The organism is Herbaspirillum sp. alder98, assembly GCF_020179755.1.
GTDB lineage: Bacteria > Pseudomonadota > Gammaproteobacteria > Burkholderiales > Burkholderiaceae_D > Herbaspirillum.
In genome coordinates, this window is record NZ_JAIUCY010000001.1 from 398,059 (window position 1) to 410,764 (window position 12,706).

The 12,706-nt window shown below is 51.6% G+C and carries 13 protein-coding genes, 1 tRNA gene and 1 other RNA gene; 13 read left to right on the forward strand and 2 right to left on the reverse strand.

The window, feature by feature from the left end; all coding sequences use genetic code 11:
- Window positions 1-49: 49 nt before the first annotated feature.
- The 5 genes from LBW87_RS01875 to LBW87_RS01895 all read left to right on the forward strand — a co-directional run bounded on the left by LBW87_RS01875 (window position 50) and on the right by LBW87_RS01895 (window position 3,605).
- Window positions 50-1,573, forward strand: coding sequence for a sensor domain-containing diguanylate cyclase (locus LBW87_RS01875; RefSeq protein WP_320442706.1), 1,524 nt, complete (start codon window positions 50-52; stop codon window positions 1,571-1,573).
- Between the two features lie 193 nt (window positions 1,574-1,766).
- On the forward strand, window positions 1,767-2,099 hold the full coding sequence (locus LBW87_RS01880) for a hypothetical protein (RefSeq protein WP_225199732.1): 333 nt from the start codon (window positions 1,767-1,769) through the stop codon (window positions 2,097-2,099).
- A gap of 107 nt (window positions 2,100-2,206) precedes the next feature.
- Window positions 2,207-2,566 (forward strand): hypothetical protein, encoded by a 360-nt coding sequence (locus LBW87_RS01885; RefSeq protein ID WP_225199733.1) that lies wholly within the window; start codon window positions 2,207-2,209, stop codon window positions 2,564-2,566.
- Between the two features lie 147 nt (window positions 2,567-2,713).
- Window positions 2,714-3,048, forward strand: a transfer-messenger RNA (tmRNA) gene (gene ssrA / locus LBW87_RS01890).
- 287 nt (window positions 3,049-3,335) lie between these two features.
- Window positions 3,336-3,605, forward strand: a complete 270-nt coding sequence (locus LBW87_RS01895; RefSeq protein WP_225199734.1) for a hypothetical protein — start codon at window positions 3,336-3,338, stop codon at window positions 3,603-3,605.
- Window positions 3,606-3,631: 26 nt separating this feature from the next.
- Here the strand turns inward: LBW87_RS01895 and LBW87_RS01900 are convergent, their stop codons facing one another.
- Window positions 3,632-3,940, reverse strand: a complete 309-nt coding sequence (locus LBW87_RS01900; protein ID WP_225199735.1) for a hypothetical protein — start codon at window positions 3,938-3,940, stop codon at window positions 3,632-3,634.
- A 303-nt stretch (window positions 3,941-4,243) separates the two neighbouring features.
- Here LBW87_RS01900 and LBW87_RS01905 point away from each other — a divergent pair, with 303 nt between their 5' ends.
- The 8 genes from LBW87_RS01905 (at window position 4,244) to LBW87_RS01940 (ending at window position 12,176) form a co-directional block, all read left to right on the forward strand.
- Entirely contained in the window at window positions 4,244-4,510 is a 267-nt protein-coding gene (locus tag LBW87_RS01905; RefSeq protein ID WP_225199736.1) for a hypothetical protein, read from the forward strand.
- A 440-nt stretch (window positions 4,511-4,950) separates the two neighbouring features.
- A tRNA-Lys gene (locus tag LBW87_RS01910) sits at window positions 4,951-5,026 on the forward strand.
- 160 nt (window positions 5,027-5,186) lie between these two features.
- Window positions 5,187-6,212, forward strand: coding sequence for a site-specific integrase (locus LBW87_RS01915; RefSeq protein ID WP_225199737.1), 1,026 nt, complete (start codon window positions 5,187-5,189; stop codon window positions 6,210-6,212).
- Window positions 6,213-6,254: 42 nt separating this feature from the next.
- Entirely contained in the window at window positions 6,255-6,524 is a 270-nt protein-coding gene (locus LBW87_RS01920) for a hypothetical protein (RefSeq protein WP_225199738.1), read from the forward strand.
- A 925-nt stretch (window positions 6,525-7,449) separates the two neighbouring features.
- Window positions 7,450-7,926, forward strand: coding sequence for a 3'-5' exoribonuclease (locus LBW87_RS01925; protein WP_225199739.1), 477 nt, complete (start codon window positions 7,450-7,452; stop codon window positions 7,924-7,926).
- Between the two features lie 19 nt (window positions 7,927-7,945).
- Window positions 7,946-8,710 carry a hypothetical protein gene (locus LBW87_RS01930; protein ID WP_225199740.1) on the forward strand — a complete coding sequence of 255 codons (765 nt, stop codon included), beginning with the start codon at window positions 7,946-7,948 and terminating at the stop codon, window positions 8,708-8,710.
- A gap of 150 nt (window positions 8,711-8,860) precedes the next feature.
- Window positions 8,861-9,832, forward strand: coding sequence for an AAA family ATPase (locus LBW87_RS01935; RefSeq protein WP_225199741.1), 972 nt, complete (start codon window positions 8,861-8,863; stop codon window positions 9,830-9,832).
- Window positions 9,833-10,046: 214 nt separating this feature from the next.
- On the forward strand, window positions 10,047-12,176 hold the full coding sequence (locus LBW87_RS01940; RefSeq protein WP_225199742.1) for a S8 family peptidase: 2,130 nt from the start codon (window positions 10,047-10,049) through the stop codon (window positions 12,174-12,176).
- Between the two features lie 123 nt (window positions 12,177-12,299).
- Here LBW87_RS01940 and LBW87_RS01945 read toward each other — a convergent pair whose 3' ends face one another.
- Window positions 12,300-12,626 (reverse strand): hypothetical protein, encoded by a 327-nt coding sequence (locus LBW87_RS01945; protein WP_225199743.1) that lies wholly within the window; start codon window positions 12,624-12,626, stop codon window positions 12,300-12,302.
- Between the last annotated feature and the right edge of the window lie 80 nt (window positions 12,627-12,706).

Genomic DNA, 12,706 nt, shown 5'->3' on the forward strand with positions numbered 1-12,706 from the left:
GTTTGGACTTTACAAAAACTGTGCTTCGAACGCGGCGAAGATCTTCGTCGTGAGCGTATGCATCGTCATCGTCCTGCTCGTGACCTGGTCTGCCATGCGCGAGCGCGATATCGAACTGAGCGAATCGACCCGCGCCAACTCGAATGTGGCGATGGCGCTGGCCCAGCATGCCGACCAGACCTTCAATGAAGTCGACATCGTCCTGCTGGGCCTGCTGGAGCGGCTGGAGCACGACGGACACTCGGGACGCGGACTGGAGCGCACCCACGACATGATGGTGATGCGCGTGCGCAGCCTGCCCCAACTGGCAGGCCTGTTCGTCTATGACGAAAAGGGAAACTGGATAGTCAACTCGCAGCCGGCGATGGAAACCAGGTTCAACAATGCCGACCGCGACTACTTCATCTACCACCGCGACCATCGCTCGGAAAAGCCTTACATCGGCAAGCCGATCAGAAGCAAATCCAACGGCCAGTGGATACTGACCATCAGCAGACGCATCGACAAGATCGACGGCTCCTTCGGCGGCGTCGTGCTGGGCACCATCGATCTGGCCTTCCTGCAGCGTTTCTACGAACGCTTCGACATCGGACGTGAAGGCGCCATCATGCTGGGCAACCTCAACGGCACCATCCTGCACCGGCGCCCGCTGATGACGGACACCATCGGCAAGAGCCTCGACGATTCGCCGCTGTTCCAGAACCACATCCGGCACCAGACTTCCGGCGATGTCGAGATCCGCTCGGCGCAGGACGGCGTACTGCGCATCCAGAGTTTCCAGCACCTGGCGGACCATCCCCTGTTTGTCATCGTGGCGATGTCCAAGAACGAAGTGCTGGCGGACTGGCGGCGTCATGCCTGGGCGCGCGCTTTTGGCGTGGCGCTGCTGCTGCTCATTCTCTGGTATGGCGGCGCCCGGATGGTGGCCCAGGTTCGTCGGCGCGAGACGGCCGAGCGCGATGCGGTCGACGCCCGCAAGGAACTTGAACACTTATACAAGGCGCTTGAAGAACAGGCCCAGAAAGACGGCCTGACCGCCGTCTTCAACCGGCGCTACTTCGACCAGGCCTTGCAGTCGGAGCTGTCGCGGATTAACCGCTCCGGCGGAACCCTGTCGCTGATCATGATCGACGTCGATAACTTCAAGATGTTCAACGACACCTATGGCCATGCCGCCGGCGACGTCTGCCTGCTCAGGGTAGCCTCAGTGCTGGGACATGCAGCGCAGCGCAAGCACGACGTCGTGGCCCGCTACGGCGGCGAAGAGTTTGCCGTGATCCTGCCGGACTGTGACAGCAGCTGTGCGCTGTCCATCGCGCAGACGATGATGGCCCGCCTGCGCAAGGAGCGCATTACCCATGCACACGGCGTCGGTGGCATCGTCACGGCCAGCGTGGGCGTGGCCTCGCTGACCGCTCCCGCTGGACTGACGATTGGATCGCGAGACCTGATCGAAGTGGCCGATGAGGCGCTCTACGTGGCCAAGCACCAGGGACGAGACCGGATCTCGTTCAGGGTCTTCCCGACCTCCGACGGACTGGAGGGACTCTGCCTGGCAGAGGAAGCGGACTGAACAACATGCGTCCGGCCATTGCCCGGGCGCTCTCGCATCTCCCCCGATCAAACACGCAGAAAACCCAAAACGTAACCATTAGTTTATTTAAGTAGGTAACTATTTTCTAGTTACCGATTAATCAGGAAAACCCTGATTTCTCCGAGCCATTGATGTGCTCATACTGATAAAAATTGCAAAAAAGGAACATTCAATGCGGCTCATCATAAAAATAGTGACCTCCAAGATCTTCATCCTGTCATCGATCCTTGCCGGTCTGAGCCTTCCCAAGCTGTCGTCGGCGGCCACATCGGCGCGTCTTGCCGTGAGCGCCATCGTGATGACCCGCTGCAATATCAAGGTGATCAACTTGGCCAACGGCAAGCTCGACACAGACAATTCCTGCAGCGACGACACCCGTCCCACGGTCATGTTTAGTCCTGCAGCACCGCCAGCGAAGAAAGACGGCGCGGACAAAGGGCGCGAAACAGGCACGACCGGTGGGACCGGCTCAATGGGTGGCGCAGACGTCACGGTGACATATTGATGGCAAGGCTGTCTTGAACAGGGCTGGAACTGGCTCCTCTGCCCGGCCACTCATTTTTAGTCGTGATCCATACGGCTAGATGATTGATTAAAAATGAGGAGCAACATATGCCAGCCAATGTCGGCTCCAGTGGCGGAGCCCATATTCACTTCAATGACATCGTTATTGAAGAGCCACAAGCGAAAAAAGAAGCGCCCAAAACAGAACCGGGCAAGTCCATTCTGAAATCGACGACACCTGTAGCACCAGCGACGGAAGAACAGGTTCGACGCGAGCGCATCAAAGCGGAATTCCTGCGCGGCGCGCTCGGCGCGGCGCCGAAGCAAACCAAGGACGTCATGGGCGCATTGTTCGACATGGGCAAGGAGCAATCAGCACGCCTGAAGCCCGAAATGAAGAACTTGGCTGAACCTGAAGGTAAAGGTGAAGCAGCGGAAGAGGCAGCAACGGCATCCGACAAGACCTGATCAACCGCATCAATGCAGACCGCACCCCCAACCTGGAACGTTCCGGGTCTGGGGGTGTTTTTCATGGCGAGACACACCGGGGACTGCCCGTGTACCCCGTTCGTTTACTGCGATGCAGCCCAGGATGGAACTACTTCGCCGGGCCGGACATATATGAAGCATTGGTGTATGCGGCATGGCCGCGAACTTGAAGGCGAAAATCGTTTTGGACGGGGGTTCGATTCCCCCCACCTCCACCAAATGGAGGAAGGATCGTTCTACTGCCTTCCTCCATCTGACGGGGGTGATCCGGTTTCGACAGGGCGACAAGTATCCGGAGACACATCACGTCAGGCGACCGACGTAAATAGCGCAAATCGATAATTGCAAATGAACCGCAATTCGTTGCTTACGGCACCTAATCGTCGCTAAGCCGAGTATCCGGCCCCTTCGCAAGAAGGCTTGGGAACAGAAAGGCCGGACGTCTCTATCGTTAGCAGCGAGAGAAATGTCGAGCATAGGCGAAGGTTTCGGGCGCCTTCATCATCGACAACCGTAGAGGGTGCAACCTGTAGACTGGGGGCATTTGACTGGCGACCTGTATGGTTCGTGCCCATGCCGAGCCGTTATCCTCGATTTCCTGTCGACTAAAGTCCTTTGAACGACCGGTTCCGGATCGTTTAACCCTGTTACGTGCGATACCGCACCGGCGCACCGAGAAAAGTGCGCTACTGTGCATGCAAGCGCATGCGCACTCTGCGAACATCCCCCAGCGAAAATAAGGCCCCCAATGCCTGTCTACGACACGAGCGGAAGCGATGGCAGCTTTTCCTATCAGGTGCAGTACACGCAACAGCCTAGTGGTTGGTCCCTGGATGGCGTGAAGGTCATGCGCGGCGCCGACATGATTTTTTCGCAGTCCATTGCGACTAACTTCTACCGCACAGAGGCGGTGGCGATAGCCTATGGCATCAACCGATGTGAAGCATTTGTGAGCGCTTTCACGCTGGGCGGCATCAGCTGGGACGAATTCAAGCATTCACATGGACAGCTTCCGTAGAAAGCGTCAGGGCTGCAGCTCGACCTTCATTCGACCAGCCACAGGTCTACCCCTTCCTTCGTACTGACCTTCAGCAAGCCCTGGACCCGGTTCTGAATCACGAAGATACCGGTAAGCGGCACACAACGTTCTTTTGTTACCTCAATGATTTCCCGGGTGGCCTGATCCTTGGCTTGCTCGTTATCGGTGGTCATGATGATGCGGGTCAGGCGCACGCGCGTTTGCTGCACCTCCCTGCTATCGCAGGCGATATCGTCTTCCAGGTGAATGGAGGCGGCACGTGCATCGACCGCAAATAAAAGAAGCATTGCCAAGGCAAGCGTATTTCTCTTCATGAGCATGGCCCCCTTTTCAGTTAGGAAGCGGCATTCGCTCGCGCCGCTATTTATTTTTAGCCGGACTTAATCCCCCAGCGTAACAAACACTCACTGTCACAGTAGTCCAGTGAGGATTGGAAGGTCAAGGATTTATCTTTACGGAAAGAATATGGCGTGGACTAACTGCCGAAGAGCTTGACACGACTTAGCATGCGCTGCTAACTAACTGAAAACTGCAAAGTACACAATCAGGCAAATTCTGATGCACAACATTGGCCCAAGGAAATAAAGTTTCACTCAGGAATTTCCTTATGGTGCGCCATGAAAACTTTCAACACCGTCACGATGTCAGTCTGCCTGTCCCTGGTAGCAGTTGGCTGGATCACCCCGGCAGACGCCGCGACATCCTCGAAAGCGCTCACCGTCTCAGCCATCGTCACGACCACGTGCAAACTGACCCAGGACCACGACAACCTGTTTTCGGTCACCAGCCACTGCACCAACGGTGCTGATTTCTCTGCCGCCTCGTTTGTGCACTCAAGCCCGCTGATCCAGAAAGGAGATTCGGGGATGATCGTTATTTTCTGATTTCATCTTAATAACCGTTTAGCTGTTTCTTCCCACTCTTCCTCAAGTGTTCCGGTACAAGTCCCGGGATGCATCAAGCAGCACAACTCTCCAGGTTTTCCAGCAACGTCACAACCAAGCCTCGCACCAGGACCAGGCGGGATCAATGCTGCTGCGGCTATCTCGACCGCGTCACCTTGCGCTCAGCAACCAAATCAATAAATTCTCCAGACGCCCGTCGCTTATCAGCGTGGCCAGTACCGCAGTGATAAAAGCTGACTGATCTATATCGCCACATTAATTGGCGAATTTTCTCAATCCAAGGGAATTTTTACTTCACAATCGGCATTGATTGCTGTTTCAGAACCGAAACATGAAGAAAGTGCAAAAAAGGGCTTGCACAGATGCTAAACGCTACCTATAATGCGACCTCTCTTGCAGTACAGCAGCACGTACAGCACGGGGCGTTAGCTCAGTTGGTAGAGCAGCGGACTCTTAATCCGTAGGTCCACAGTTCGAATCTGTGACGCCCCACCAGAATTCAGTAGTAAGGAAATCAAGCACTTGCGAGTAATCGCGGTGCTTTTTTTTCGTCTAGTGGTCTCGTTACTAGATTCAAAAACTGGCCTTTGCCGGAATTCTGCCGGAAACGGAAAATCCAGACCAAGCGTTCGATAAACGTACTTGGGATCCGGAAATGGCATACATACAGCAGCGCGGGGAGTTCTGGCGCGTCGAAATTCGGCGGCGCGGACATAAACCCGTCTATCACACCTTTGACAGCCTCAAAAAAGCCCAGCAGGAAGCACGGCGCATAGAAGCGGCAATGGACGCAGGCTCTTTCGTCGACAAGACGGAAGCCGAAAGAACCACGTTACGTGAGGCTCTTGAGCGCTATCGCAAAGAAGTCGTGCCGACCAAACGCCATCAATACCAGGAAGACAAGCGTATCGACCGATGGCTTGAGACCGATTTGGCATACAAGACCTTGGCGGGCCTGCGAGGAGCAGACTTTGCCCAGTATCGAGATCAGAGGCGAGCACTTGGTCGCGCCGAAAATACCATTCGCCTTGAGCTCCAGTTGGTGAGCCACCTCTTCGAGATCGCCCGGAAAGAATGGCGAATGGAGGGACTTTCGAATCCCTTGAAGAACATCCGGAAGCCTGGCGGCAGCAAAGCGCGCGAACGAAGGCTCGCGCCTGGCGAATATGAAAAGATTCTGGCGCAGCTACAAACCAGCTCAAATGCGTTTGCTGCTGCAGCCTTCACCCTTGCCATAGAGACAAGTCTGCGCCAAGGCACGCTCTTCAAGCTTCAGTGGGAATGGATACGCTTGGAGGAGAGGCTCGTCCACATCCCCAAAACCGAACGTGTCAGCGGCAACAAGGGTGTGCCGGCGACCCTGCCACTGTCTACCCGCGCGGTAGCGGTTCTCAACTCCCTTAAAGACGTTTATCAAGTTGAACATCAGGGAAGCGCACCAGCTGGAGATGTTCTTGCCACGTCAGTGAATGCCGTCATCTGCCTCTGGAAGCGATCATTGAAAAAGCTTGGAATCTCCGATCTGCGCTGGCATGACCTCCGCCATGAAGCAGTGTCTCGGCTTTTCGAGAGAGGCCTTAATCCATTGGAAGCGGCAAGCATCTCAGGTCACAAGACTCTACAAATGCTTGCTAGGTACACGCATTTACGTCCGGAGTCGCTTCTGGACCGCCTTGGTTAATCATCCAACAGAGCCCACCCACAATGACTCGGGAGAAGCAACATGCCAAATAATCATTTCATCGTCGGAACGCTGGTTGTTGAAGATCTTTTATGCGAAATGTCCGAAGAACTTGACGCAGATACTGCTGCCCTCGACTGCCTAGTGGCTTGCCTTCATCCGCTACTTGATCGTGCCGCCAAGGCCTGGAGCACCCCAGCAACGCTGCACTCAGTAATTGCAGCCCAGCGCCGACTGGCCGTGCAACTTCCCCATCCCTTAGCCGCGACGGCATTCGATCGCTTCGTTTCGAATATGACTGATGCATGCTAATGCTCGTTTCACCCTGCCGAACCAATACGGCTATGCTTTAACTCCGCGACAAAGCACCATGGAGCGAGCTTCGCCTGCTTTTGGCGAAGTTCGGCGGTAGAGCACGGCGCAAAGCGACGTGCTCGTAGCCCGCCGAAAGCATGGTGCGCATATGGGACGCTTGCATATCGGCTGTAATGTCGACCAGATAAAATGGAATTCGGCAGAAGTGAATAGCCAATAGGCGAAAAGTGAAAGCCTATGGGGTGAAAAGTGAAAGCCTATGGGGTGAAAGGTGAAAGCCTATGGGGTGAAAGGTGAAAGCCTATGGGGCGAAAGGTGAAAGCCTATGGGGCGAAAGGTGAAAGCCTATGGGGCGAAAGGTGAAAACTTATGGGTCGCAATCATGCCCCATAAACTTTCACCTTGCCCATAAACTTTCACCGTGAAGCCTTTTTCCCTTTTAAATTCAAGGTATTGCAAGCACGTAAACAGTATTGTTTGTATGTTTTATAAAAACAAACAACAACAGGCCGATTAAACGTTGAAAAAGATGCGCCACTGTTCTTACGTGGCTCGCCCGCGTCGGTCAACGCCGCCGGCATGCCATGATGCGCAGCGGTGCCCTTCGGGCATCCGACCATTCGGCTCCCTTTGGTCGTCCCGGCCCGTGGCCGTGATCGGACTCAAATCGCCGCTGCAATATGCTGAACGTTAGGCAAGTTTGTTTTTTGTAAAACGGAGATTTCCTGCAAATTCGAAAAAACATCCAAATCGACCGCTGGAGCCTTTTTTTAACTGGCACCGTCAAACCAAAAAATCGCCGCAACGGGGCTTTCTGTAGGTTTGGTGGGCATTTCATTTTCGTCTCTAGACAAAGACTAAGGCTGTTCCGCAATTCTGGTCTCAACGCTCTGAGAAAACAGTAGTAGCGCCATTAATTCACATGACCCGAAAAATCTTTATCGATACGGAATTCACGGACTTCCTCGACTGTCACCTCATTAGCCTTGGCATGGTGGCAGAAACTGGGGAAGAGTTTTACGTGGAGGTGCCTTACCCAGACGCTGCTTGCAGCGTGTTCGTTCGCGAAGCAGTTATCCCCTTGCTTGGTTCAATAGAGAATGCACAATGTCCTTTTGAGGAGCTTAGACACAGGATTCTCAGCTGGCTTAATCTCATTCGGAACGATGGCGCGACAGTCGCAATTTGTTTTGATTACCAGACCGACTGGGACTTGTTTAATGATGCGATGGACTACCGAATCCCAGATTGGTGCTGTCCGCGATCGATCGCGCGCAATATCAACGAATTGCTTCGTTATTCTTTCTATAAAAAGAATAGCTTGCCCGAGCATCATGCGCTTCATGATGCTAAAGCCAACCGGTATGCGTTTTGCGAGCGCAGCACGCTCGCGGATTAATTCAGAAAGTCAGCAATAAATGAGTTATCAAATTCCGTATCGCTATATAAAAGTGCCGGTTTGCTTTGTATTTGCTGCCCCTTTGTTTTTAGCTTATTTGCTCAAGTGGCGTTGCCGTTTATTTCCCAATTTCTCCTGGAATGTTTTTTTTCTGCTTTATCGATATCGAGTAGTGCTGAGATTTTTGGCTGCGCTCACGGGAGTTTATGTGGGGACGACATTTTGGCTTCATCCTGGGGAGCTCGCTCATTTATTGATGTTGCTGCTGTGGATGGCGGTATTTCTGCTTATTACAACACTGGGATATGTGTATGAGAACGGTTTGGTATTGGTTTTTCCGTGGTATCTATCGAATACGTTCGGATTGCACTTGGTGTGTTCAGTGACATATTCCAACGCGCGCGAGATAAAAGATTGCTACAAAAGCTTGCTGATCAAATCCGATGAAATGAATGCGCTTGGAGTATCGGTATCGACGCCAAATGAAACATTACTTTTAAGAAAATCTCAGTCGCAACGGTTGGATATGGTAGCCCTACAGACGGTGCAAAATAGTCAGATTGAAAAAATTGCTTCAAAACCAATAAATTGCCTATCAGCATTAATCTATTTTGGCCTTTACGGGGAGAACTCGTGGAATTGTGAAAAGGGCTGGCGAAGACAATTGCAATTATTGCAAAACGTTCAAAGGCACGGCTTCATTGTGCGTTTTTCGCGAAGTTCAGATCCTCAGAATTTGGGTGATACCCCGATGGAAGAGGCTGAAGTGAAAAAAGAAATTTGATCGCAGGCAGCTGTTCTGAGACGCTTTGCAAAGTGGGATAATAACCACTGAAATGCTGTTTATAAGCGCAAAAGCATAAAAACAGATGCTTCCAAAAAGAAATTATTTGAATATTTAAAGAGGTAGAAAACTATGGCCCGTGGCGAGCTAATGAAGAAACTGCTGGCAAGCTACGGTCGCGAGGATGAGTTCCGAGCGGTCGCGGAGCAGATTATTCTGGAAGAAGAGCAAAAGAATAACCGTGTGCTAGCGCGATCCCTTCGAAAAACACTTGAAACAACGCCGGCGAAGGAAACTAAGCCTCGTAGCTTAGCCCCGTTACTTCCTTTTCCTGATGCAGCGAATAATTTTGTTGAGCGGGTTGAGCCGGTTCATACGCATAACGACATTGCACTGACTCCTGCCAATATTCGGGTCTTTCTCGGATTAATGAAGGAATTCAGGCGGTCTGAAGAAATCAGGAAGAAGGGTCTTCCAGTCCGTTCAAAAGTTTTGTTTTGTGGTCCTCCTGGTTGTGGAAAAACCCTGTGTGCGGAGATTTTCGCATCTGAATTGGGACTGCCATTGTTTGTCGTCAAATTAGATGCACTAATATCCTCGTATCTGGGGGAAACTGCATCAAATGTGCGTAAGATATTTGAGTTCGCGAGAAAACAGCCTTGCGTACTTTTTCTTGATGAATTTGATGCTTTAGCACGATCGCGTGATGATTCTTCGGAGCATAATGAGTTACGTCGTGTAGTAAATAGTTTGTTGCTCTTTATTGATCGTTTGCAGCCAAAGGGATTTTTAATTGCAGCCACGAATCTAGATAAATCACTCGACGCGGCAATCTGGCGTCGTTTTGATGAAGTCATCTGGTTTGATAAGCCGGATGAGCGAATGATCAAGAAATATCTAGAGATGAAGTTTCGGAATGTTCAACGTAATTTCGAACCCTCTGATTATTCGAAAAAGCTGAGCGGCTATTCATATGCAGAAGTTGAGCGGATCTGCATCCAGGCGATCAAGGCTTCGGTGATTGATAGAAGAAAAGAAGTAACGGCGAGAGATTTCTTGGGGGCTCTTTCGGACGAGGCAAGGCGCCGATCAGGGCGGGAGCGGTTGAATAACATTACATAAGACCAAATGCATGGCGCGATATGACCATCTTCAACTTGTACGGTTACCAGAACAACTAGAAAGAAGAAAGAAGCCGGGATTCGGAGTTTCTACTCCACGAAATCGGGGAACACATACGGCGCGATTATCGGCTGAGTTAGATGAGTCTATTGCGACTCAGCGACAGCGCAGAACTCCTCAATTCATAAATCCCTCTCTGATTCTTCGTGTTCGGATGACGGGAGCATTGCTTGAGTCAGACTGGGAACATCTTGGTCTGACAGTCGTATCCTCTGATGAAGACCGTACCTTGGTCTTATTCTCGTCATCCGACGACATGGCGGAGTTTCGCCGACGCCTCGAAGCTTATGCCGGTGACATACCGGTGGGACAAAGAAACCCGGCTTACCAGAACTTTATTTCCACAATTGAAGAGATCGGAAATGTCGAGCCGCGCGACCGAATTGGCGTGAGGTTGCGAGAGGACGGCTATCGTGAGATTGAAGATTTCCAGAACGACGCCATGCTGGTGCTTGATTTGGAAATCTGGGATTTAGGTCGGCGCGAACTTCGTGAAAGAAAAATAGAGGAAATTACTAGCTACATAGAAGCGATGGAAGGTGAAGTATTTGATCAATACATTGGCCCATCAATTACTTTACTGCGTCTCCGTGCTAGTGGCGCAGTAATCCGACTACTTCTGCGTGTCGAAGAGGTATCCTCCATTGATCTTCCGCCTGAACCGGATATCGTCACGGGTGAAGCTTTCAACCTTGAAATACAAGATCTCCCCCCGGTAAATGCAATCGATGATGGCATGCCGGTGATCGGAATCTTGGATAGCGGCATAAACAACCATCCGTTGATTCAAGACTTGATTGTTGGAGCCATTGGAGTACCTCCGGAGCTGGGTGAGGCTGATGATTTTGGGCATGGGACACGAGTTTCAGGTATTGCGGTATTCGGTGATCTAGGTGCGCAGCTCGCTAGTGGACAATTAATGCGCGGAGCTCGGCTATGCTCAGCTAAGGTTGTTGACCGTACAGGAAATTTTCCCGAGCGAAAGCTTGTAGCTTCTCAGATGAAAGAGGCCATTACCGCGCTAAATCGCGACCATGGTTGTCGCATTTTTGTCATTGCTCTTGCGGATATAAAGAGTCAGTACACTGGGGGAAAGGTCGGAGTTTGGGCGGCAACGCTGGATGAGCTCGCGAGGGATCTTGATGTACTAATTGTCGTCTCTGCAGGAAACCGTAGCCCCCGAGGGGGCAATCGAATCGAACAGGCAGTGACAGAATATCCAGGCTATCTGCTTGAACCAGCCAATCGATTTTATGAGCCAGCCGGCGCTCTTAATGTTTTGACTGTTGGATCCATCGCACAAGGTCATGGTATTGATGATGTGCTCGGTGCAAACGTTGGGGTTCGCCCGATTACATCCGAACTAGAACCATCTCCATTCACTCGGATAGGGCCAGGCGTCGAGGGATCGACGAAGCCAGATGTAGTTGATATCGGCGGAACGCTTGTCTACGATCCGCTAACGGGCTTGCGCAGGGGTGAGAATCTTCCAAGTGCGGGGGTGTTGACCTTACATCACCTTCCTCTTGACCGGCTTTTCACTAGCGGTTCAGGGACTTCTTATTCTGCTCCATTGGTGGCTTTCAAGGCTAGTCAGCTTCTTCGAGTATTGCCGACCGCTTCGGCGAATCTTGTTCGAGCATTGCTTGTCGGATCTGCCTCAGTCCCAGATCCTGCAAAATTGAAACTTCAAGGATTTACGGAAGACGAAATACGTTCGGTATGTGGCCATGGACAAATTGATCTTGAGCGCGCGGCCTATTCAGACGATGCTCGGGTTGTACTGTATGCCGAAGGTGATTTGCAAGTGGACCATTTTGCCGTGTATCACGTTCCTATTCCGGAGCCTTTTCAAACAGAAAATGGCACCCGAAGTATACGTGTGACGTTGGCATTCGATCCTCCGGTGCGCCATTCTCGCGTCGACTATACTGGTATAGGAATGAACTTTCGCCTTCTTCGGGGATGTACGTCCGAGGAAGTATTTGAGCACTATCGTAGGCGGCCTCAAGACGAAGGAGAAGTACCCGAAATCCCGAAGAAATTTAATTGCACTTTGCTTCCTGGGCCTCAGTCCCGTGAAAAATCTACTGTGCAAACTGCATGTGCTACTTTTAAGCGTGACATCGGCACCTATGGAGATAGTTACTATTTGGTTGTACGCTGCGAAGGAGGGTGGGCTGCAGAATCAGTAGTGTTGCAAAGATTTGCCCTCGTTGTCGAAATTGAACATCAAGCTGAAGTGCAGCTTTATCAACGGGTAAGAGCGCGGGCCATTCTTTAGTAAAGTGGCTGATCGAACACCCATATCAAGTATCTCTCTGCAGGCCGGGCATCATGCCCGGCCTTTTCAATCTACCTTCCAGATCATCAAGGCCCTTGATGTTGTCTGGAGGCGTTTTTCTAATTAACGTTCAGCGTGATCAAACCAAGTGGCCAGTTCATCAATTAGGGTAGATATCTGAATAAGGTCATCGGTCGAGAATTTTTCGGCTTTTACCACCCATGCGCCTCGGCCGGAAGTGTCATTGACACTGGATGTATCCATGAACTCACTAAGCTTTGCCAGCCACGTACGTGCATTCTCGTCTAGTCCATCTTCCGAGAAACGGTGCATTCCCAACGAGCACTCATGAAATGCCTCCGCAACGCTCTCTGCCTCGCCTCTTGTGTGCGGCAGCATGAGTGCGCTTCGCGCGACGAAGAATTTTTCCGCTTGATATGAATATTTCATCTTCCATCCTCCCTGATTAGCGCTAATGGCGCAGTAGATTTTCGTAGAATTATTTTTTAGGACAACACTGGGTACATTTT

Excerpts from the sequence above, each read along its gene's own strand:
- LBW87_RS01940 (WP_225199742.1), top strand. The coding sequence starts at position 10,047 with ATGACGGGAGCATTGCTTGAGTCAGACTGGGAACATCTTGGTCTGACA.
- LBW87_RS01930 (WP_225199740.1), top strand. The coding sequence starts at position 7,946 with ATGAGTTATCAAATTCCGTATCGCTATATAAAAGTGCCGGTTTGCTTT.
- LBW87_RS01900 (WP_225199735.1), bottom strand. The coding sequence starts at position 3,940 with ATGAAGAGAAATACGCTTGCCTTGGCAATGCTTCTTTTATTTGCGGTC.
- LBW87_RS01945 (WP_225199743.1), bottom strand. The coding sequence starts at position 12,626 with ATGAAATATTCATATCAAGCGGAAAAATTCTTCGTCGCGCGAAGCGCA.
- LBW87_RS01905 (WP_225199736.1), top strand. The coding sequence starts at position 4,244 with ATGAAAACTTTCAACACCGTCACGATGTCAGTCTGCCTGTCCCTGGTA.
- LBW87_RS01895 (WP_225199734.1), top strand. The coding sequence starts at position 3,336 with ATGCCTGTCTACGACACGAGCGGAAGCGATGGCAGCTTTTCCTATCAG.
- LBW87_RS01935 (WP_225199741.1), top strand. The coding sequence starts at position 8,861 with ATGAAGAAACTGCTGGCAAGCTACGGTCGCGAGGATGAGTTCCGAGCG.
- LBW87_RS01920 (WP_225199738.1), top strand. The coding sequence starts at position 6,255 with ATGCCAAATAATCATTTCATCGTCGGAACGCTGGTTGTTGAAGATCTT.
- LBW87_RS01880 (WP_225199732.1), top strand. The coding sequence starts at position 1,767 with ATGCGGCTCATCATAAAAATAGTGACCTCCAAGATCTTCATCCTGTCA.
- LBW87_RS01915 (WP_225199737.1), top strand. The coding sequence starts at position 5,187 with ATGGCATACATACAGCAGCGCGGGGAGTTCTGGCGCGTCGAAATTCGG.
- LBW87_RS01925 (WP_225199739.1), top strand. The coding sequence starts at position 7,450 with ATGACCCGAAAAATCTTTATCGATACGGAATTCACGGACTTCCTCGAC.
- LBW87_RS01885 (WP_225199733.1), top strand. The coding sequence starts at position 2,207 with ATGCCAGCCAATGTCGGCTCCAGTGGCGGAGCCCATATTCACTTCAAT.